A 21621-nucleotide genomic window follows, 5' to 3' on the forward strand; every position below is an offset into this window, starting at 1 on the left:
CAGGGAAACTTAGTCCCGCGGCGGGGCCGACGGCGGCGCATCGCCCGCCACGCCACCGCTCCAGCGGAAGAACATCACGGTGATGATTCCGAAGATCACCGCCGCCCCCGCCAGTTCCATCACTCCGCCGGCGAGATGCTGGTCCTCCAGCGGCGACCAGGCCGGCCACGGCGGCGCAAGCTCGTAGATGCCGTACATCGGAAAATCGCGGATCAGCATGACCATCGCGATTCCGGTGTGCACCAGCGTCGACAGGAACAGGTAGAGCACCCGCACGGGCATGCTGAACCACGGGCGCGTTGGCGCGTCAACGACAATCGGCCACCAGAGCACGAGGCCGCCGGCGAGCCAGAGCATGTCGATGACGAAGGCCCCGGCCTGGGATGGCATCAGCAGGTCCACGACCGCCGGCACGTGCGTCGTGATGGCCACGAGGTTGAACACCACCGCGGCGATGAGCGGCTGCGAGAGCACGGCCAGCACCCGGCGCGTCGCGCCAGACGCGGGGATCGCCGCGGCCAGCGGCCGTCGCGTGGCGAGCAGGAGGAGCGGCGGCGTGACGAGCGCCAGCGCCACGAACTGCACGGCGTGCGCGCTCGACAAATAGCCGGCCGCGAGCGGCCCCAGCGGCCAGTCCAGCACCTGCCAGACGAGGCCAACCCCCGTCCAGCCGCCCCAGTAGACGAGGCGCGACTCGCCCATCGTGCGGCCGCGGCGCGAGAGGGTGTGATACGCGATCGCGAGCACCGCCACCATCAGCCACACGCCGGGATAGTACTGCGGCTCCCACGTCCACGGCTTCCCCGAGGCGGAACACCACCATTGCATCGCTACTTCCCCCTCGCCGGCCGCACCTTGAGCAGGCGCGGAATGTCCTCCGCCCAGTCCAGCTGCCGCGTGCCGAACGGATAGAGCACGTGCGCCGAGTCATCAGCCGTGAAGACGAGCACCGTCGCCGGATGCCCCACCTCGTACCGGCCGTCCGGCCCCGCCGCGCCGCGCATCGCCGGCGGCAACCCGATGGCGCTCATCACGCGCGCCACGTCGGCCTCGTCGCCGCGCAGCCCGACGAACGACGCATCGAACTGGTCGAGCCAGCGGCGCAGCGCGGGGAGCGTGTCGCGCGCCGGATCTGTCGTGACGAAGACGAAGCGCGCCTTCTGCTGGTCTTCGAACGGCAGCTTGCGCAGCACCGCCGCGACGTTGGCCACGTGCACGGGACAGACGTCGGGACAGTTGGTGTAGCCGAAGAACAGGAATGTCAGCAGCCCGTGCGTCTCCTTCGCAAACTCGAACGGCGCGCCCCGGGTGTCGGTGAGCGTGAACGCGGGACGCGGCAGCGCGGGCTCGATGGCGACGCCATGCTTGGGGGCAGGCGCGGTGCACGCCGCGGCGCCGAGCACGGCGGCCGCGAGCGAATGGCGGAGCAAACGCAGCGGGGGCATCGGGAGAAAACTAATAAGGCCCGCGCCCGGCCGTGTCGACGCGCGTCGACTCGCCGCCCCACCGTACCCGACGTAGTATTCCCGCATGTATTGTTCCTTTGCCCTCTTCGCCGACGCCGCCAACCTCTCGCAGGAAGGCAAGCTGAATGTGCTCGGCGTCTTCGATGCCCTGCACGTCGCCTCCGTTCCGGCGGTGCATCCGCGCGCCACGCTCGTCGTCCGCCTCAAGGCCAGTCCCGATGATGCGGGGACGCACGCGCTCGCGCTGGCCTGGCTCTCGCCGAGCGGTGAGGAGATCTGGTCGTCGAGCGGCGAGGTCGAGGTGCACGCGCCGCCGCCCGGCGCCGTGGAGGTGGACATCCCGGTGATCGCGGCCATCGACCTGCCCATCGCGGAAGGCGGCGTGCACCTCATGCGCGTCGAGCTCGACGGAGAAGTCGAGGCGGAGGTGGGGCTGCACGTGCACATCGGCAGCACCGTGGCGCCGCTCGCCGCCGGCGGGCTCGTCTCCTAATCGCCCAGCCCGGGGACGCCGTCGCGCCCCGCGGCGGTGCGCACCGCGCGCTCGATCGCCTGCTCGAGCGCCGCGACCGCCAGCATCTCGGCGCGCACGGGATCGGCCGCGGCGCCCGTCAGCGGCCCGAGCGCAAAGATGACGTCGCCATCCACCAGCGAACCCGCCGGCCGCACCCGGCGGTGCAGCGCGGCCCCGGCGGCACGCGCCACGCCCTGCAGCCCCAGCTTGTCGAGCACCCCGTCGACGACGATGACGGCAATCGTGGTATTGTGCGCGCCGCCGAATGCGCCGCCCATTCCATGCGCGGCGAGCAGTCGCTCGGTCTCCGCAAACCCGCCGTCACGGCGCGCGCCGGCGATCACGCGGCCCTGGGCATCGCAGATGTCCCCGAACGCATTCACGGCCGCGATCGCGCAGGCGGCCGCTCCGCCGGCATCGGCCACGGCGATGCCCACGCCTCCCTTCATGCACGCCGGCGCGCCAAGCACCTTGCCGACGGTCAGTCCGGTGCCCGCACCGACACTACCCTCGGCGACATCTCTCGACTCGGCGATCGCGCACGCGTCATAGCCCATCGCCGGCGTCGGGCGCGCCCTGAAGCTCCCCAGCGGCTGCAGATCGAAGAGCACCGCGGCCGGCACGATGGGCACCACCCCGTTGCCCACGGGAAAGCCGCGTCCCTGCTCTTCCATCCATCTCATCACGCCATCGGCGGCGGCCAGCCCGTACGCGGAACCGCCGGTCACTAGCACGGCGTCCACGCGGTCGACCAGGTGCCCCGGCTCGAGGGGCGCCAGTTCCCGCGTGCCGGTGGCGCGCCCGAAGACGACGCAGGCGCCGCGCAGCGGCGCCGTGGCGCCCCGCACCACCGTGCATCCCGTCGCGCCCGCTTCGTCCGTCGCGTGCCCCACCGCGATGCCGAAGCGGCGCAGGTCCGCGCCGCGGCCGACGCCGGTCATCGGGCGCCCCGCTCCTTGAGTGGATCACCGTCGCGCGGCGGCCCCTTGGCCGCGCAGTCGCGGCAGCGCACCACGCCCTTCATTTCGCACATGTTGCAGATGAACGTGCCGCACTCCTGGCAGGGATAACCCTCGGAGGCGCGTTCCTCGCGCCCGCAGGCGCGGCAGACCATCGCGTCTTTTTCCGTCATCGTCGTTCCCGGGTCAGGCACGGCCGCGCGGGCGGTCGGCGAGGTTGTATTCCTTGATCTTCTTGATCAGCGTCGCGCGCGCAATGCCCAACTCGCGCGCGGCGTGCGTGCGGTTGAAGTGGTGCGCCTTCAGCGTGCGGTCGATGTGCGCGCGCTCGACGTCGGCCAGCGTGCGCGGGGTGTGATGCGCGACGTCCGCCCCGCTTGACGCCGTGATCTCGCGCGCGAGGTGGCGGGCCTCGATGCGCGCGGCGCCGCGCGCCAGCAGCAGCGCGCGCTCGAGCGTATTGCGCAATTCGCGGATGTTCCCCGGCCAGCCGTAGCGCAGCACCGCATCCAGCGCCTCCTCCGAAAGCGCCCCCGGCGCCTCGGGGAGCGTCGGCGACAGCTCCGCCAGCACCTGGCTGAGCAGTTCCAGCATGTCCTCGCGGGTCCGTTCGCGCAGCGGAAGCAGCCGGATGGGCATCACCGCCAGGCGATAGAAGAGGTCCTCGCGGAAGCGGCCCGCCGCCACCTCCTCGCCCAGGTCGCGGCTCGTCGCCGCCACCACCCGCACGTCGGGGACGATCTCCACGGCGCCGCCGTGACGGCGGAAGCCGCGCCCTTCCAGCGCCCGCAGCAGCTTCGGCTGCAGTTGCGGCGCCAGGTCGCCCACCTCGTCCAGGAACAGCGTGCCGCCGTCGGCAATCTCAAAGAGGCCGCGCCGGGCCGGCTTGCCGCCCGACCCTTCCTCGCCAAACAGCTCGAGGTCGAGCGACTCGGACGTCAGCGCCGCACAGTTCACCTCGACGAACGGCCCCGACACGCGCGGACTCTGCTGATGGATCAGCGCCGCGACGCGCCCCTTCCCCGACCCGCGCTCGCCCGTGATCAGGCCCGTCGTGCGTTCGCTCTGCGCCAGCACGCTCACCTGCCGTGCGAGTTCGCGCATGGCCGGCGACGAACCGACGAGCACCTTCGACCCCGCCACGCGCTGCTCGAGCAGGTATCGATTCATCCGCCGCAAGTGCGATTTCTCCAGCGCGCGCTCCGCCGCCGCCGCGAGATGGCTGAGGTCCACCGGCTTCGTCAGGAAGTTCTCGGCCCCCTTGTGCAGCGCGTCGACAGCCATCGGCACGTCGCCGTAGGCGGTGACCATGATCACCACGGGATCATCCTCGCGGATCTTCGCGAGGACGTCGAAGCCGGTGATGTCCGGCAGCCGCACGTCGAGCAGCACCAGGTCCGGACGGAGGCGCCAGTACGCGTCGACGCCGTCGTTGCCAGTGTACGCCTCGGTCACGACGTGCTGTCCGTCGTGGCGGAAGAACATCGCGAACGCCGAGGCGATCGCGACTTCGTCGTCAATGATGAGAATGGAGGCCATCGGTCAGGTAGCGGGGGTGAGCGGAAGCTCGACTTCGAAGGTCGCGCCCTGGCCCGGTTCCGACCTGGCCCGCAGCACGCCCCGATGCTCTCGAATGATGCCGTCGGAGATGGACAGGCCCAGGCCCGTCCCCGCTCCGCGCGGCTTGGTGGTGAAGAACGGATTGAAGATGTGCGGCAGCGCCTCCGGGGCGATCCCCGCACCGTTGTCGCTGATGGTGACGACGAACGACTCGCCGCGCACCTCGCTGCTGACCTCCAGGCGGCGCTCGCCGGGCTGGTGCGCCACCGCCTGCTCGGCGTTCGACAGGAGGTTGATGAAGACCTGCTGCAGCTGGAAGGGATCGGCGAGCACCAGCGGCGGATCCGCCATCAGCGTGACCGAGAGCTTGATCTCCTGCATGCGCAGCGCATAGCGCCGCAGGTCGATGGTGTCGCGCAGCGCCTGGTTCACGTCGGTCGGAATCCGTTCCGGCTGCCCCTGGCGCCCGAACGCGAGCAGCTTGCCCACGATGCGCGATGCCCGCTTGGCCTCGCGCGAGATCGACTCCATGGCCTGCGTCGCGTCCTCGCCGCCGACCCCCCGCTCGAGCACCTGCGCGTAGGCGAGGATGCTCGTGAGCGGCGAATTGACCTCGTGCGCGACCCCGCCCACGAGCTCGCCCATCGCCACCATCCGGTCCTGGCGGATGGCCTGGTCCAGCAGCATGCGCTCATCGGTCACGTCGCGCGCAATGGCGAGCACGCCCGTCACGCGGCCGCCCTCGCTGATCGGCGCCACGATCAGCGTGGCGTACCCGCGCACGCCCCCCGCCCGCGTGAAGCGAATGGTGTTGCGCGTGCGATCGCCGGCCAGCGCCGCGACGAAGGCCTGCCACATCACCGGCGCCTCCGACTCGTCGACGAGTTCGGAGAACGGATGCCCGAGCAATTCCTCGCGCGACTTGCCCGCCACGCGCACCATCGACCGGTTGACGGCCGTGAGGTTGCCTTCCTCGTCCACGCAGACGATCGCATCCTCGGCCGCCTCGACCAGTCGCGTGTAGCGCGCCTCGGCGCGCTCGAGCGCCAGCGTGTGCTCGCGCTCCTCGGTCACGTCGCGGGCGATGCCGAGCACGCCGACGGTCACGCCGGCCCGCCGCATCGCCGACACCGAGACGGCCAGCAGCCGCTTCACGCCATCGCCCCGCGTCAGGTGCATCTCCACGTGCCGCAGCTTGCCGGCCGTGGCGTCGCGGACGGCGTCCTCCACTTCCTTCGACTCCGCCGGCTCGAGGAAGGCGTGGTACGAGCGCCCGAGGATCTGGCCGCGGTCGAAGCCCACGAGTTGCTCGCCCGCCGGGTTCACCGACGTGATGGTGCCGCGCGTGTCGAGCGTGAAGATCGCATCGGCCGCCATCTCCACCAGGTCGCGGTAGCGCGCGTTGGCCACCAGCATCTCGTCGCGCGCTTCCACTTCATCGGTCACGTCGCGGAGCGTGATGACCAGGCGATGCACCTGCTGTTCGTCTTCCATCGGCGCGAGGCGCACCGACACCTGGCGTCGGTTGCCATCGCTCGGCAGCACCGAGCCGTCAATGCGCGCCGGTTCGCCGCGCCGCGCGCGCGCGATGGCCTCGGCCCAGACGGTGGCCTCGCTCGCCGGCACCAGGCCGCCGATGCGTGCGCCGGTCAGCTCGGACGCAACCCCGAACAGCCGCCGCGCCGCCCGATTGGCAAACTCGACCGCGCCCTCCGCCGACGTGATCAGGATCGCGTCGGTCGTGTTCTCCACCACCAGCCGGTGCTGCTCGGCCAGGGCGTGCATCGCGGTCTGGTCGCTGATCGACACGACGGCGCCGCCCGTCCCCGGATGCGGCGCCGCCAGCACGTCGAGCACGCGGCCGTTCCACGCCGACCGCAGCTGCTCACGCGCCGTCTGGCCGCCCAGAATCGCCCGGCCCACCGCGGTCTCCTCGCCCAACGGCCGCGGTTCGTGCAGGACCGTGTCGTAGAAGTCGCGACCGCGGGCGCCGTCGGCCGACGGCAGCCCCGCGATTTCGAGGAACCGGGCGTTGTGGCGCACGACGCGCGCCTCGGCATCGAGCACGACGATGCCGTCGCCGATCGCCTCGAATGCGGCGCTGATCTCGCGCTGCGCCTCGGCCGCCTCTTCCAGCAAGCGCGCGTTCACGATCGCCACCGCCACCTGCGACGCGAACTGCTGCAGCATGCGCGCGTCTTCGGCGTCGAACGGCTGCTCGCGGTTCACCAGGCTCAACACACCCACCGCCTCGCCCTCAGACATCATCGGTGCCAGGATCGTGCGGCGAACCCCGGCCAGGCGGCGCGTCGGCTCGAAGGCATCCGGCTCCGCCTCCGCGTCGTTCACGATGATCACGCGCGCTTCGCGCACCGCGCGCCCGGATATCGAGGCCTGCATCGGCAGGAACATGCCCTGCAGAGAGCGCGCCGCCCCCTCGGCCGACACGATCTGCAGGAACTCATCGCGCCGCAGCGCAATGTCGGCGCCGCCCACCCCAAAGAGCGCAATGGCGTGGCGGAGCGCCAGGCGCAGGACTTCGGGGAGGCGTGTCGCCGAACCGAGCGCTTGCGCCAGCGAAGCGAGCGCCCCGGTCTGGCGCCGTTCACGCTCGCTTTGCGCATAAAGTGCCGAGTTCACCAGCGCCGTCGCGGCATGGGTCGCCAGCGTCTGGGTGGCTTCGAGCTCGTCGTCGCTGAAGCCATCCGCTTCCCGGGCGTAGGCGCCGATCAGCCCCACCATCCGGAAGCCCTGCATGATGGGGACGGCAATCAGCGCGGTGGAATCGTCGGCGCGACCCTTCATCCGCGCCGGACGTCCCGTCCTTATCACCTCGCCGAACGCCGAGAAGACCAGCTCGGCGGCGTCGAGCGGCGCGCGTCCCTCCGGCGTCACGTGCACGGTCGCGGTCGGCGCGTCACCGGCAACTAGCGGCGGGCGCGCGACCACCACGCCGTTAGCCTGCACGACCCGCAGCAGCTGAAGCGCCACCTCCATCTCCAGCTCGTCGCGGTCGAGCGAACGCAGCAGCGAGGAGGCGGCCTCATGGAGGCGATGCACGTGGGCCGCGCGCCGCGCGGCGGCCGCCGCCTCGCGGTCGCGATCCCAGAGATGCGCCTCGAGCAACGCCGACTGCTCACGCGGCAGCGACTTCAGCAGCGCGCGCAGGCGCGCGTCGATGGACGCGAACCCGCCTTGGGCGATTGGGAGAGGGTCAACCACGATGGTATCTGGACGGTGACACAAGAACTTACAGTATCATCTCGCTGTCCATAATCCATACAGCAATTCCCGTAAATCGAACAGGGGTGGCCCTATGCCCTGCTGGGCAGGAACCCGGTTCTCGGGGCTTGGAGACTGGCGGCTAATCAAAGCGCCCCCACGCACCCTTCTATACTAGGCGCGAGTCGGCCGGCATCAGGAATTGGGCTCCGAGCGGAGCGATCACCATCGCAAGGCGTCGGGCGTTGATCAGATCGCCGTCGACTTGGGCCGGGACGTCATCCTCGGCGGTCTCGATGCTGATCGCGGCGCCGCGAGCAAAGGTCCACCGGTGATCGGCGTGGCGTCGGCGCAGCAGCATCTCGAAGATGGAAAAGTTGAGCGCGTCCAGCAGCGAGCGCGTCTCCACGATGACGAGGTCGAGCTGACCGTCCACCAGCGACGCGCCGGGGGCGATCTCGATCAGTTCATTGAATACCCGGCCCAGGTTGAGCACCATCGCCACCGACGCCTGTCGTTCGATGATGCGCCCATCGACCACGGCCCGCACCCCGAACCGCCGCGGACGCGACGCCGCGGCCGTCGCCGACACGACATACGAAGCGGCACCCAGACGCTCCTTGAGGATCCCGTGGGCGCCCGCGATCATCGCCGCGTCAAGCCCGAGGCCGACCCCGATGCCGACGCGGCGGTGCCCATTGAGCACGCCCACATCCATCCGGTGGGCGGTCCCTCGCAGGAGCTGTGCCACGGCGCGCGGCGGCGACAGCGAGATGCCGAGTGCCCGCGCCAGCTGGTTGCCGGTGCCGGCGGCGAGGATGCCGATGGGCAGCGCGGCGCCCATCGCCGCGAGCCCCGTGACCGCTTCCATGACCGTGCCGTCGCCGCCAAGGATGAACAACTGGTCGTGCGACGCCGCCAGTTCGCGCGCCACGCGCTCGCCGTCGCCGGCGGCGCGGGTATACGCCACCGTCGGCTGCAGGCCGGCCGCGGCGAAGGCGCGGCGGACGGCGGCCTCACTGTCCGCGCCGCGGCGCGACGCGGGATTGACGAGCAACGCCGCGCGTGCCGTCAGAACTGCCACGCCCGGAAGAGATCGAAGCCGAATTGCCGTGGAGTGGGAACGAAGCCGCGCACCACCGCGTCGCGCGTGCACAGCGCCGCGCTCGTCGAGGGGTCGAGACCGGCCGACGCCGACACGCCATAGTTGAAGCGGTAGTCGACCTTGAGTCCCATCGCTTCGGTGAGCGTCAGCGGATCGAACGAGCCGCCCTGCCCCAGCAGCTGCCCGATGCTGCACAGCCCGGCATCGAGGCGCACGAAGGCGCGTTCCGTCAGCTGCTTGGCGCAGTTGAACCGGGAGCCGCTAAGGATGCTGCTGCCGACGTCGCGCAGGCCGCCCGTGTACTGGTCGAGCCCGGCGGTGGTCACCTGCGCATCGGTGCAGAGCCCCGTCGGCACCTTGCTGCCGATGACGCTGCCGAAGGATGACAGCACCACACGCGCGGCGGTGGTGCGCGCGCCGCCCGTGGTGCCGAGAATCTCGTTGCTCGGTCCGCCGGTGATGAGGTAGCTCAGGATGTCACTGTCGGCGACGCGGTTCGAGTCGGGCGTGGAGAACTTGGCCAGCGGCGACCCGAGCGTGCCGTAGATGTTCACGCGCACCCGCACGTCCTGCCGCGCCGAGTTCTGCGAGAACGTCCGTACGGTGTGCAAGGCGCGGATGTCCATTTCGGCGAGGTTGGGATCGGGATCGCCGCGGAACCGCACCTCGCCGCCCTCGACGTCGAAGGTGCGCTGCACCGGGCCCGCGTTCAGCCGGTACGAGCCGCGCAGCGTTTGCAGCGTGCCGCTCAGCGCCAGCTGGTACCGTTCGGCGTTGCGGCCGCGCTGCACCTGCGCCGCGGTAATGCGCACGGATCCGCCGAGCGTGATGTTGGCCTCGTTGGACCGCAGGGTGACGTCTCGCCCCATCGTCACCGGGACGTCGCGGATGCTGAGGTTCTCGATGACCGATGACGGCGCGCGCGGCAGGATGCCGTGGTCCGCCAGCGCCGTGGTGTCGATCATTGCGAGGTCGTCGAGCGAGATCAGGTTCTTGGAGTAGATGTCGGGGATGTAGATCGTCCCGCGATCGACGGTCAGCGCGCCGGTGAGCGTGGACCGGCTCTTGGCGCCGGCCACGCGCAACTCGCCCGTGAGGTCGATGTCCGCCACGCGCGGCTTGTTGATGACGTTGAATCCGCGCGCGTTCATGAGCAGGGCGAAGCGAGGGTTCTTGAGGTCGCGCACGCCCAGCCATCCGCTCATCGCGGCGCGCCCCTCGCGCGCGCCGCCGCTTCGCGCCGAGATGTTGCCGAGCACGATGGAATCGCCGAGGAACCGCACGTCCACGTCGAGGTCGCGCCAGGTCGTGCCCAGGTTCGGGATCTCGAAGCCGCCGCCGTTCACCCGCAGCGCGCCGGTGGCGCGCGGATCGTGCAGCGTGCCGCTGATGTTCAGGTCGAGCGCCAGCGAGCCCCGGGCCTCGGTGATCGCCGACGTGAGCGTCTCGAGCAGCACGACGCCCGCCGAGTCGCTTCGCAGCTGCGCCCGCAGCGGGGCGTACTCGAGCAGGCGACGCGACACCGGGCGCAGGGTGAGGTCCACCGGCAGCGAGGCGTCGAGCCGGAGCGCCGTGACATCCTTCCGCATCGTGCGCACCGACGCGTCGAGCACCTGGCGCGCGTACCGGCCGGTGGCCGTCGCGCGTTCGATCTTCATGCCGGCGACCGTCGCGTCGTGGAGCGTCGCGTCCAGGGCGATCTCCGGCGCGTCGCGCGTGCCGGTGATCGCTGCCGACACCGAGACACTCCCCGCCATCGGGGTCGCCGCCTGCATCAGCTCTCCGAAGTCGCGCAACGGGAACTCGCGCACGTCGACGCGCCCGTTGACGGCTGCCGAATCCGGGAAGTTCCCCCGCAGGGCGATCCGTCCCGCGGTGCGTCCGACCATTACCAGCGAGTCAACGTGCCAGCCGCCGGCGTCGCGCCGCAGGCGCGAGGGGTTCAGGAGCGCCCAGTCATTGTCCGCCGTGGACAGGCGCAGCCGGTCGAGGCGCACGTCCGTCGTGTCGCGCGACCAGCCGAGGTCGGCGCGCGCCGTCGCGACCGGACCGTTGGCGAACTCGGCCCGCACATCTGCCGAGCCGCGTCGCGCGGCCGGCAGGTCGAGGTCCGCGGTCAGCGCGTCGAGCCGCACCGTGCCCGCGGTCACGCCGTCAAAGCGCGTGCGCACCTGCCCGCGCAGCGAATCCATCGGGAGCTGGAGGCGAGCGCTCGCCTCGAGTTCGCGCACGCTGTTCGTGCCGACGTGCACGTCGCGCCCGCGCGCCGCAAGGTTCACGCGCGCCGCGGGCCACGTGCCGGCCACCGCGCCATCCAACCGCAGGACCCCGTCGAGCGCCTCGGTGTCCGCTTCGGCGCGCGTCGCCGAGTCGGCGCCGGCGCCCGTCAGTCGCGCCAGCGTCCGGCGGAACCCGCCGAGGGAATCAAGCGCCACGCGGAACGTCACCGAGTCGCCCGCGCGCCCCGGGGCGAGCGCCAGCCGGCCGCGCGCCAGCACCGAGAAGGCCGCGCTCTCGAGGTCGAGCGTGTCCACGGCCAGCGTCCCCGCGAGGAAGCGCACGCGCGCGCCGCCGCCGAAGATGCGCACGCTGTCAACCAGCGAGCGGTCGAGGTTCAGCGCGGCCGTGCCGCGCAGGTTCGGCAGCGAGTCGCCGGAGATGTCCGCTGACCAGCGCATCCCCAGGCTCGTATGCGGCAGGTCCCGGCGATCGAGAAAGCGCGGCAGGTCGATGCCGCTGACGCCGCCGCGCGCCGTGGCGCGATAGACCGGGAAGTTCACGTCGAAGGAACCGTCCACTTCCAGCCGTCCGGCGTCCCCCACGAGATCGGCAACCACGCCCAGATCCTCGGTCGTCCCCTTCACGCGGAGCGGACCGCTGTACTCGCCGCGGGCCGGCAGCCCCGGATACGAGCGCGCGATCGCCGTCAGCGACAGCGGCAGCGCCGCCAGCCGCAGGTCGTAGGTCATGAGCTTCTCGCCCCACGTCACGCGCCCCGAACCGGTGAAGTGCGAGACCGGCGAGTCGCCGTCGTGGTGCGTGATGTCCGCGTCCGAGAAGCGCACGTCGAGCCACGACGAGTCGAGCACGGCGCGCCCGGCGACGAGGCCATTGAGCCGCGCGAACGAGGTGTCGAGCGCCTGCAGCGTGCGCAGGTCGAGCTGTGCCAGCTCCACCGTGGCGCCATGGAAGGCGGTGAACGCCGGAAAGAGGATGTCCAGCTCGCCGCGCATCGTGCCGCGCGTGATCGCCCCCGGCACGTTGGCGTCGGCGAAGGTGAAACGCCCGTCATCCAGCCGCCAGCGGTTCACGGGCCCGCCGCGCGCGCGCACCGTCCCGGTGATCGCGCCGCGCCACGGCAGCGGCAGCGGCTCGCCATTGAACCGCTCGATCAGCTTGAAGTCGAGCGGCAGCGCCTCGAGCGCGACGTCCTTGACGATCAGCACCGGCGCGCCGACGCCGAAGGTCATGCTCCCGCGCAGGTGCGAGTTCGTGGACCGGATGTCCATGTTCGTGAGCACGTAGTCCATCACGTGCAGGTCGCGCTCGTTCCGGATGTGCAGGTCCATCCGGCCGCCGCCCGTCACCGGCAGGCCGGTCCAGACCCACGCCACGTCGCGCATCGACACCGAGTCGCCCCGCACGTGGATGTCGTAGCGCGTGGGCAGTCCGTGCCCCCACACCACCTTGCCCTTGGCGCTGCCGTTCGAGCCGGGCAGGTCGAAGCGTGGAATGTCGACCCAGAGCGAATCGCCGCGCCGCCAGACGGTGCCGCGCGCATTGCGGACGTTGAACGGCGGGTACCGCTCCGTCACGTCGAGCCGCGCGATCTCGAAGTGGTGGCCGCTCGTGTCGGGGTCGGCCACGTGCGCGTGCGCCAGCTGCAGCGCGACTCCGCTCCACTTCCACACCTTCTCGTACTCGTTGGGGCCGATGCGGTGCACGCCGCCCACCGTGTCGGCCAGCGCCGCGGCGATGGCACTGTCGCGCCGCACGCCGTGCAGCGAGTCGGCCGGTGTCCACGGCAGCTGCACGCGCACCTCGCCGCCGCGGATGCGCACGTTCGACAGCGCAATGCGGCTCCCGAAACCGCGCCGCGGCCCCGTGCTCGGCGGCCCCTCGGGGAAGATCGACCGGTAGTTCCATTCGTCGTGCCGGCGCTGCAGCCGCACGAACGGGCGCTGGACGTCGAGCGACCGCAGGGCGATGACGCCGTCGACGATGTCGCGCGGGTCGTACGTCAGCCGCACCGGGCCGGTGGCGAGGAAGAGCGAGTCGTTCGGCTCGCGGAACTCGAGCGAGTCGATGGTGAGTCCCGTGAAGAAGCTCCCGCCCAGGGCCCCGACGTGGATCGTGCCGTGCGTCGCGCCGGCCAGCACGCGCTGCACCTGCGCCCGGATCCATTCGCGCCCCGCCGTCGAGCGCGTCAGCCCGCCAAGCATCGCGGCGAGCGCCGATCCCATCAGCAGGATGACGATCGCGCTGGCGAGGGCGACGTGTCGGCGGCGAGCCATGCTAGAACGCCTGGCCGATGGAGAACTGGAAGGCCAGCTTCTTCACGAAATTGTGCTCGCGTCGCGGCGTGAAATCCGCGGGACAGCTGCCGTTCGCCTGCGCCAGCGTCGTCGCGCCGCCGCCCGGCGCGCTGGTGGCCGTCACGCGCAGCGTGTTCCCCGGGCTGACGCAGAACAACTGGCCGCCCAGCGCGATGGGCGTGTCGAAGAAGGCCGCGCCGCTCGCGCGCTGGTACGGGTTGTAGCCGATGTCCACGCGAATCAGCCCCACCAGCGTGCGCACGCGCGCCCCGACGCCCGGGGTCCACTGCACCGCGCCCAGGTTCAGGCGCTGCGCGGTGCCGCGATTCCAGACGCGCCCGGCATCGGCGAAGAACGCCAGTTGCAGCACGTCCGCCAAAACGGGACTGCGCACGCGCGCCTCGAGGTTCGCCACCAGCATCGCGTTGCCGCCCGTCGGGATCGTGCGCGGATTCGCCGTCGCGGCGCGCGCGCGGAAGTAGACCTCTTGCGCGGGATCCGCCGGATCGCCGCCGATGGTGCCATCGGCGCGCACCGTATCGTACGCGGCGACGTTGTACACCACCGGGCCCAGTTCATTCTGACGGAAGCCGCGCACCGTCGTCGCGCCGCCGGCATAGAGCCGCTCCTGCACCGGCACGTACGCGTCGCCCACCGACGTCTGGAAGGTCGGCCCGAGCACGGCGCCGATGCGCACGCGCGCCGCGAGGACGACGTCGGTGCCAAGTGGCAGGTATCCGGCGCCGTCGAGCGTGAGCCGCGTGAACTGCAGCCGGTTGTCCGAGCCGATCGCGCTCGAGGCGTGGCGCACCTCGGCGCGCAATACCGTGCCGCGGTTCGGGCTCGACGGATTGTCGGTGCGCTCCTCGGTGAACGAGACGCCCAGCACCGCCAGCCGCTGGCGCCGCAGCAGCGCCGCCTGGTCGCCGCTGTCGCAGGCGTTGAAGACCGCGCACAGGAAGGCCGGCGACGATTTCGTGTCGCCGTATTCCATCGTGTACGAGGCGTTCTGCGTGCGCCGCCCCATGCCGTGCGCCAGGGAGAGCGCGCCGCCGATCGGCGTGGTGCGCAGGTAGGCGTTGTACTCCGAGCGGCGCTCGCTGAAGAGCGTGAGCGACGGCTGCACCGAGGCCCGCGCCGACAGGGCCGGCGTGAGGGTCAGGCCGGTCGAGTAGTTCAGGCGGCCGCCGAACGCGTCGTGGCGCGCGTCCCCCGAGCAGAGCGACTCCAGTCCATTCAACGGCTTGCCGACGCCGATGCGCGAGACGCGCGCGCGCAGGTCGAGGCGCGTGGCGCGCCGCGCCACGTTCAGGTGCGTGTAGTCGGAGTAGGCGCGGAAGCAGTCGAGCGTCCCCCAGCCGCCGCCCACGCGCGCACTCTGCATCGGCCCCTCGGCCACCAGCACGTCGATGCGCACGGTCGAGTCGGGGCGCGCGCCGCCCGTGTCCGGCTCGACGCTCACCTGCGCGAAGAGCTGGTTGGCGTAGAGCGCCCGCTTGGCGCGCTCCAGGTCCTGCTCGCGGTACCAGCGGCCGACCGCAAGCGCCGTGAGGCGACGCACCACGGAGGTGTCGATCACCGGCGACGCGCCGCGCGGCCGCACCTGCACCCGCACCTCGCCGATGCGCGAGCGCGCGCCGGGGAGCGCCATGAACGAGACCGTCGCGGTGCGCCGGTCGACATCCGTCTCGTAGTTCACCAGCACTTCGGCGTCGGGATAGCCGCTGTTGCGCAGCCGCCGCTGGAGCGTGTCGCGCGTGGCGGCGAGCGCGAAGCGGTCGAAGGGCGCGCCGGCGCGCAGCGGGAGCGCGCGCTCGACGGCCTCACGCATCGGCACGTCGGCGAGGCCCGCGATGTCGAGCGTCCGCACCCGCGTCGGGTAGTCCTCGGTGATGCGGAACTTCACCGCGACCTGCGACGGGCCGAGGCGCGTGACGATCGTGTCGACCGCCACGCCCAGGTACCCGTGGTTGCGGTAGAAGATGACCAGCCGCAGGACGTCGCGCGGAAACTCCGCCTTGTCGAGACAGTGCCGCGTGCCGAAGACGCGCGTCCACCGTCGCGCCCAGCTGGACGGCGTGGTGGCAATGCCGTTCGCGAGCTCGGCGGACGGGAAGGCCGCGTTCCCCTCGAACTCCAGCCGCAGCACCTCGGTGTCAGCCTTGTCGCAGACGATGTCCTGCGCCCCAAGAACGGCCGGGAGCACGAAGGCGGCGAGGAAGGCGAGCAGTGGACGCGTCACCGAAGAAATTTCTTACTGTGCTCTAATAGTTGTCAACAACCGAATTAGGATTTGGAATCCGGAATGGGATCTAGGACCGCGAATTCGGACTCCGATTTGCGACCGTTTGGTGGGTCATGCGGGAGTCGGGTGACACTTGGATGGTTGCTCCGTCAGATGCTTGTCACATGACGCTTCCTCCTCTCGACTTCGCCTCGTACGAGACGTCACCGCCGGCCGCGTACGACGGCGACCCGATCTGGCGAACCCGCATGTTTCGCATGTCGTCATTCCTGGGCGCCCGGTGCAGCACCGATGTCGCGTGTCTGGGGGCCCGCGTCTCCCTCGATGTTGCCCACCAGTTCGTGCGCGCCGTCTCGTCAATCAACGCGAACATCGCCGAAGGCTACTCCCGTGGCGGCACGGCCGACCGCCTTCGGTTCTACACCTACGCGCTCGGATCGACTCGCGAGGCGCTGGCGTGGATCGACGCGCTGGGCACTGCCCCGTGGCAGCCACGTGAACTGTACCGCGACCTCCTGGTACAGGTTCGCCGTCAGCTCCTCACCTTCATCAGGTCGCTGCGACCAGCCGCCGGGGAAAGTCGAAAGGGGGCGCGGACACGCCCCCATCGTGAATCGCCGTCCTGATTCGCAGTCCGGAATCTCATTCCGGATTCCCGATCCTCAATCGTCCTTCTGCCCAAACACCGCAAGATTGGACGAATGCCCCGGGTTCACCTTCTTCTCCGGGTAGATCCAGTGGTACGCCTGGTTGACGGCGACGGCGGCGTCGGCGAAGCCGGTCGCGATCAGCTTGAGCTTGCCAGGGTACGTCACGATGTCGCCGGCGGCGTAGATCCCCGGCCGCCCCGTTTCCATCTGCGAGTTCACGACGATCTCGTCCTTGGCGAGCGTCATCCCCCACTGCGTGAGCGCGCCAAGGTCGCTGACGAAGCCGAGCATCGGCAGCACCACGTCGCAGCGCACGCGCCGCGTCGCCTTGGTCTTCACGTCGCGCAGCTCCAGCTCGTGCATCCGCCCGTCCACCGCGTGAATCTCGTGCAGCTCGTGGAAGGTGAAGAGCGCCGTCTCCCCCGCTGCCACGTCCGCCTGCACCGCCTCCACCGTCGCGTGGTGCGCGCGGAAACGGTCGGTGCGGTGGACGAGCGTCACCGAGGCGGCGCGCCCCCGCAGCTGGTGCGCCCAGTCGAACGCGCTGTCGCCGCCGCCGATGATCACCACGTGCTGCCCGGTGAATCGCGCCGGATCGAGCACGCGGTCCTCGATCCCGCGCCCATACCACGGCGCCGCGCACGCCTGCGGCAGCCGCCGCGGCGAGAACGCGCCGATGCCGGCGGCGATCACGATGGACTTCGTCGGAAACTCATCCGTCGCCGTGCGCAGCACAAAATGTCCGTCCGCCTCATCCAGGCCGGTCACCACCTGTCCCAGGTGGACGGGCTGCGCGAAGCGCGCCGCCTGGCGCTCGAGCGAGCGGACGAGATCCTTCGCGAGCACCTCGGGAAAGCCCGCGACATCGAAGATCAGCTTCTCGGGATAGAGCGCCGCGAGCTGTCCGCCGGGCGCGTCGAGCGCATCGACGATTTGCGCGGACGCACCGCGCATGCCAGCGTAGAAGAGCGCAAACAGCCCGGTGGGGCCGGCGCCGATGATGGTCAGGTCCCGCAATTCATGCCGCATGCGTGAAAGGTCGCGAGGCCCGCCGCCCGAAACAACCCGGGGCGGCTTCCCCGCGGCTGGAATATCGTGCATTCTCGTCCACGGGCCGCGCGTGCGGCGCATCCGCGCCCGCACGCCGCCGCCCGCTCTCCGAACCTGACTTCGCATGGAAGAGACCGCAGGACGACTCATCGAATACGCCGGCCAGTTCCGCCTCCTCCGCAAGGTGGCGCGCGGCGGCATGGCGACCGTCTATGAGGCCGAGCAGATCGGACCCGCGGGCTTCACCAAGCAGATCGCGCTCAAGATCATCCACGACCGCTACGCCACGCAGCCCGAATGGCTGCAGCTCTTCATCGACGAGGCGAAGCTCTCCGCCAACCTGGTGCACGGCAACATCGTGCAGATCTACCAGCTGGGCGAGGTGGACCAGGAGTACTTCATCGCGATGGAGTTCATCAAGGGCGTCACGCTGCGCGCGCTCATCGACCGGCACCGGCAGATGGGCGAGCCGATGAGCCCCGCGCTCGCCGCCTACATCGCCAGCCGCGTCTGCCGCGCCCTCGATTTCGCCCACAACTTCGTGGACCGCACCGGACACCGCCTCGATATCGTCCACCGCGACGTCTCGCCCGGCAACGTGCTGCTCACGTGGGACGGCCACGTGAAGCTGGCCGACTTCGGCATCGCGAAGGCGAAGACGATGATCGACCCGGCCGCGCAGCGCCCGCTCATGATGGGCAAGAAGCACTACATGAGCCCGGAGCAGATCCTCGGCGGGCAGGTGGACTGGCACAGCGACGTTTTCGCGATGGGAATCGTGCTGTTCGAACTCCTCGCGCTGAAGCCGCTCTTCACCGAGGACGAGACGGAGGCCGCCATCGACGAGGTGGTGGTGGCGCCGATCCCGGACGTCTCGCGCTTCATCGTCGACATCCATCCGACGCTCGAGGGGCTGCTGCGCGCCGCGCTCAGCAAGGGACGCGAGGACCGCCCGAGCGCCGCCGACTTCGGGCGCGTGCTCGACCAGTATTGCGTCCTGCACCGCGAGCCCGGCTCGCCCGAACGGCTGCAGGCGCATCTCGCCGGCCTCTTCCCCGACAGTTACCGCCCGCCTACCGAGCCGACGCAAACCGCGGCCTCGGCGTACACGGCGCGCCCCGCGCGTACCCGGCCGTCGCTCATCCGGCGCATCCTCGGCATGCAGTAGTTTTCAGCGGGTGGATCCGCGTCCTGCGCTCGCGTTCACCCGGCGTCCCCGACCTTCCGGCTATCTTTCGACATGACCCTCAAGATCTACACGCGCACCGGCGACGAAGGCGACACGGGACTGTTCGGCGGCGGTCGTGTCAGCAAGGACCACCCGCGCGTCGAGGCGTACGGCGACATCGACGAACTGAACGCCTGCATCGGCGTGGCCCGGTCGGCGGAGATGATGCCCCGCATCGACGAAGTCCTCGCCCCCATCCAGCGCGACCTCTTCGCGATCGGTGCGCTGCTCGCGACGCCCGACCTGGTGAAGATGCAGGAGCAGCTCGCCAAGGCGCGCATTTCCGACGAACGCATTGCCCAGATGGAGCAATCGATCGACGACGGCGAGGCCGAACTCGAGCCGCTCAAGTCGTTCATCCTGCCGGGCGGCACTCCCAAGTCGGCCGCTTTGCACGTGGCGCGCACGATCTGCCGGCGCGCCGAGCGCGCGGTGGTCCGGCTCCAGCGCGACGTCGAGGTGCCGCAGGTCGTGATCGTCTACCTGAACCGGCTGTCCGACTTGCTCTTCGTGCTGGCGCGCGTGGCGAATCGCCGCGCCGGCGCGGGCGAAGTGACATGGTGAGAAGGACAGGAACGCGCACCGGCACGGACGCGGTTGCGGGCGTGGGCGGCGCGTACATCCCGGCACCGGGCGCCGCGCCAACCGTCGATCCGGACGGCACCGCCCGCGAAATCGTCGTGCACGGCTCGCGCATCGTGGTGCGCGCCGGCGCGCTGACCGATGCCGCCGCGCTGGTGCGCGAATGCGCACCGGGGTGCCGGCCCATCATCATCACCGACGCCAACGTCGCGCCGCTCCATGCGGAGCCCATCGCCGCCGCGCTCGACACCGAGATCCTCAGTTTCCCGCCGGGCGAATCGAGCAAGGTGCGGGCGCAGTGGGCCGCGCTCACTGACGCGCTGCTCGACCGGCAACTGGGCCGCGACACGGTGGTGGTTGCCGTGGGTGGCGGCGTCTGCGGCGATCTCGCCGGCTTCGTGGCCGCCACCTACCTGCGGGGCGTCCCGGTGGTGCAGGTCCCCACCTCACTCGTCGCCATGATCGATGCCGCGATCGGCGGCAAGACGGGCGTCGACACGCGCTACGGCAAGAATCTCGTGGGCGCCTTCCACCAGCCGGCGCTCGTGCTCGTCGATCCGCTGGCCCTCGCCACGCTTCCCCTCGAACATCGCCGCGCCGGCATGGCCGAGGCGATCAAGCACGGCGTGATCGCGGATGAAGCGTACCTGTACTGGATCGCCGCGCACGGCGCGTCGCTGCTGTCGCCGTCGCTCGCGCCCGAGACAGCGGAGCGACTCGTGCGCGGGAGCGTCGCCGTGAAGGCTGGCGTCGTGGCCGGCGACGAGCGCGAGGGCGGCCGCCGCCGCATCCTGAACTTCGGCCACACGATCGGACATGCCATCGAGCACCTCAGCGAGTACACCCTGCTGCACGGCGAGGCGATCGCCATCGGCATGGTGGCCGAAGCGCGGCTCGGCGAACTCGCGGAGGTGACACTGGCCGGCTGCGCCGATGAGATCGCCGAGCTTTGCGCGACGTTCGGCCTGCCGGTCCGGATCCCCGCGGCATTCTCCGCGGAGGCGATCATCGCGCTCGCGCGCGGCGACAAGAAGTCGCGCGGCGGCCTGGCCGAGTACGCGCTCCCGATGCGATTTGGCGAGATGAACGACGGGGGCGGACGATTTGCGCTCCCCATGGACGAGGGCGTCGTCCGCGCAGCGATCGAGGCGACGCGCTAGCGCTCCGGACCGTCGAATTCCGTCCAGTGTCGCGCGGGATGACGGCGGTGCAGTTGCCTTTGATCACAATTCGTCAAAACGCCATAAGATCATATTTCACAATATGATACGCTGTTGATACTCGGCCGGCGGCGCGCTGGCACGAATTTTGGCTGTTGACCGCGGCTTGTTCCCAATTCTATGCTGGCCTTCCCTGCAAGCTGATTCCAACGGGCGCCGCGGCAACGCCCGTTCCACGCCCAATGTCGTAACGGGGTGCGTAATGCAGCAGACGGAACCGAAGGCCAAAGGTTTTTTCCGTTCGTCTCCCTCTACCGCGTTTGACCAGTACCTGCAGGACATTCAGAAGCTCCCCCTGATTTCCGACGCGGCCGAAGAACGGCGCCTCGCGCGCCTGGCGCAGAAAGGGGACGAAGCCGCCGCAGAGCGGCTGGTGACGGCGAATCTCCGATTCGTCATCTCGTATGTGAAGAAGTACCAGGGCCACGGACTCGACCTGTCCGAACTCGTGGCGATCGGCAACGAAGGGCTGTTGAAGGCGGTCCGGAAGTTCGATCCGGACCAGGGTGTCAAGTTCATCTCGTATGCGGTGTGGTGGGTGCGCCAGGCGGTGCTCAAGGCGCTGGCCGAGCAGACGCGCTCCGTGCGCATCCCGCTCAACCAGAACTCGCAGCTGATCCGGCTCTCGCGCGCGGAGACGGTGCTCGCGCAGGTGCTGCGCCGCGACCCGACGGACCACGAAATCGGCCGTTTGCTCGAGGAGAGCCCGGAGCAGGTCCGCGCCGCCAAGCAAATGTCGGCGACGGAACTCTCGCTCGACGCGCCGGTCGATCGCAGCGATCGCGAAGCGTGCACGCTGGGCGAGCGGTTCTCGGGTGCCGACGGCGCCGAGATCGAGGAAGTCACCGACGCCAAGCTGATGCGGGAGACGATCACGCGCGTCTTCACGCGCTACCTGACGCCGCGTGAGCGCAAGATCCTCAACCTGTACTACGGCTTGGACGAGGGCGCCGAGGCGATGACGCTGGAGAAGATTGGCGCGTTGATGGGCGTGACCCGTGAACGCATCCGGCAGATTCGCGAACGCGCCTTCGAGAAGCTGCGGGCGTCGCCTGAAGGACGCTCGCTGGCCGGCTTCTGGGCCAACGTGAGCTGACAGCGCCGCACCTTCCCGGTAAGGGGTCGGCGACACCAACGAGCCCGAGTCCAGCGATGGAGTCGGGCTCTTTGGTGTCGGCGAAGGATCGTGGCGGCATTCGGGAGATGGCGGATGGCGGATGGCGGATTGCGGATGGCGGAAGGCTGATGGCGGATATCGGACGTGGTGAGCCGCCATCTGCCTTCA

Annotated in this window: 16 protein-coding genes; 6 read left to right on the plus strand and 10 right to left on the minus strand. The window is 70.3% G+C overall.

Annotated features, from left to right (window positions below; all coding sequences use genetic code 11):
• Positions 1–9: 9 nt before the first annotated feature.
• Both VGJ96_04955 and VGJ96_04960 read right to left on the minus strand, forming a co-directional pair.
• Positions 10–828 carry a cytochrome c oxidase assembly protein gene (locus tag VGJ96_04955; protein ID HEY3286457.1) on the minus strand — a complete coding sequence of 273 codons (819 nt, stop codon included), beginning with the start codon at positions 826–828 and terminating at the stop codon, positions 10–12.
• A gap of 2 nt (positions 829–830) precedes the next feature.
• Positions 831–1445 carry an SCO family protein gene (locus tag VGJ96_04960; GenBank protein ID HEY3286458.1) on the minus strand — a complete coding sequence of 205 codons (615 nt, stop codon included), beginning with the start codon at positions 1443–1445 and terminating at the stop codon, positions 831–833.
• Between the two features lie 85 nt (positions 1446–1530).
• Here VGJ96_04960 and VGJ96_04965 point away from each other — a divergent pair, with 85 nt between their 5' ends.
• Complete coding sequence (locus VGJ96_04965) at positions 1531–1959, plus strand: hypothetical protein (protein ID HEY3286459.1); 429 nt, start codon at positions 1531–1533, stop codon at positions 1957–1959.
• On the opposite strand, the gene VGJ96_04970 is transcribed toward VGJ96_04965, so the two are convergent.
• The 7 genes from VGJ96_04970 to VGJ96_05000 all read right to left on the minus strand — a co-directional run bounded on the left by VGJ96_04970 (position 1956) and on the right by VGJ96_05000 (position 15603).
• Complete coding sequence (locus VGJ96_04970) at positions 1956–2921, minus strand: P1 family peptidase (GenBank protein ID HEY3286460.1); 966 nt, start codon at positions 2919–2921, stop codon at positions 1956–1958. The genes VGJ96_04965 and VGJ96_04970 overlap by 4 nt on opposite strands.
• Complete coding sequence (locus tag VGJ96_04975) at positions 2918–3112, minus strand: hypothetical protein (protein HEY3286461.1); 195 nt, start codon at positions 3110–3112, stop codon at positions 2918–2920. Before VGJ96_04975 ends, VGJ96_04970 begins: the two co-directional genes overlap by 4 nt.
• 13 nt (positions 3113–3125) lie before the next feature.
• Positions 3126–4478: a sigma-54 dependent transcriptional regulator gene (locus VGJ96_04980; protein HEY3286462.1), complete on the minus strand. Its 1353-nt coding sequence runs from the start codon at positions 4476–4478 to the stop codon at positions 3126–3128.
• A 3-nt stretch (positions 4479–4481) separates the two neighbouring features.
• Entirely contained in the window at positions 4482–7721 is a 3240-nt protein-coding gene (locus tag VGJ96_04985; protein HEY3286463.1) for a PAS domain S-box protein, read from the minus strand.
• A gap of 169 nt (positions 7722–7890) precedes the next feature.
• Positions 7891–8805, minus strand: a complete 915-nt coding sequence (locus tag VGJ96_04990) for a diacylglycerol kinase family protein (protein ID HEY3286464.1) — start codon at positions 8803–8805, stop codon at positions 7891–7893.
• Positions 8793–13340 (minus strand): translocation/assembly module TamB domain-containing protein, encoded by a 4548-nt coding sequence (locus VGJ96_04995; GenBank protein ID HEY3286465.1) that lies wholly within the window; start codon positions 13338–13340, stop codon positions 8793–8795. Before VGJ96_04995 ends, VGJ96_04990 begins: the two co-directional genes overlap by 13 nt.
• A 1-nt stretch (position 13341) precedes the next feature.
• Positions 13342–15603 carry a BamA/TamA family outer membrane protein gene (locus tag VGJ96_05000; protein HEY3286466.1) on the minus strand — a complete coding sequence of 754 codons (2262 nt, stop codon included), beginning with the start codon at positions 15601–15603 and terminating at the stop codon, positions 13342–13344.
• A gap of 167 nt (positions 15604–15770) precedes the next feature.
• On the opposite strand from VGJ96_05000, the gene VGJ96_05005 reads away from it, so the two are divergent.
• Positions 15771–16232: a four helix bundle protein gene (locus VGJ96_05005; protein ID HEY3286467.1), complete on the plus strand. Its 462-nt coding sequence runs from the start codon at positions 15771–15773 to the stop codon at positions 16230–16232.
• Between the two features lie 36 nt (positions 16233–16268).
• Here the strand turns inward: VGJ96_05005 and VGJ96_05010 are convergent, their stop codons facing one another.
• A complete protein-coding gene (locus tag VGJ96_05010) occupies positions 16269–17285 on the minus strand; it encodes an NAD(P)/FAD-dependent oxidoreductase (GenBank protein ID HEY3286468.1) in 1017 nt (338 codons plus the stop codon).
• Between the two features lie 145 nt (positions 17286–17430).
• On the opposite strand from VGJ96_05010, the gene VGJ96_05015 reads away from it, so the two are divergent.
• The 4 genes from VGJ96_05015 (at position 17431) to VGJ96_05030 (ending at position 21432) form a co-directional block, all read left to right on the plus strand.
• Entirely contained in the window at positions 17431–18474 is a 1044-nt protein-coding gene (locus VGJ96_05015) for a serine/threonine-protein kinase (protein ID HEY3286469.1), read from the plus strand.
• 72 nt (positions 18475–18546) lie between these two features.
• Entirely contained in the window at positions 18547–19098 is a 552-nt protein-coding gene (locus VGJ96_05020) for a cob(I)yrinic acid a,c-diamide adenosyltransferase (GenBank protein HEY3286470.1), read from the plus strand.
• Positions 19095–20276: a 3-dehydroquinate synthase gene (aroB, locus tag VGJ96_05025; protein ID HEY3286471.1), complete on the plus strand. Its 1182-nt coding sequence runs from the start codon at positions 19095–19097 to the stop codon at positions 20274–20276. Before VGJ96_05020 ends, aroB begins: the two co-directional genes overlap by 4 nt.
• Positions 20277–20538: 262 nt before the next feature.
• Complete coding sequence (locus tag VGJ96_05030; protein HEY3286472.1) at positions 20539–21432, plus strand: RNA polymerase sigma factor RpoD/SigA; 894 nt, start codon at positions 20539–20541, stop codon at positions 21430–21432.
• Positions 21433–21621 lie beyond the last annotated feature (189 nt).

This window comes from Gemmatimonadaceae bacterium, from assembly GCA_036504815.1.
Lineage (GTDB): Bacteria > Gemmatimonadota > Gemmatimonadetes > Gemmatimonadales > Gemmatimonadaceae > PNKL01.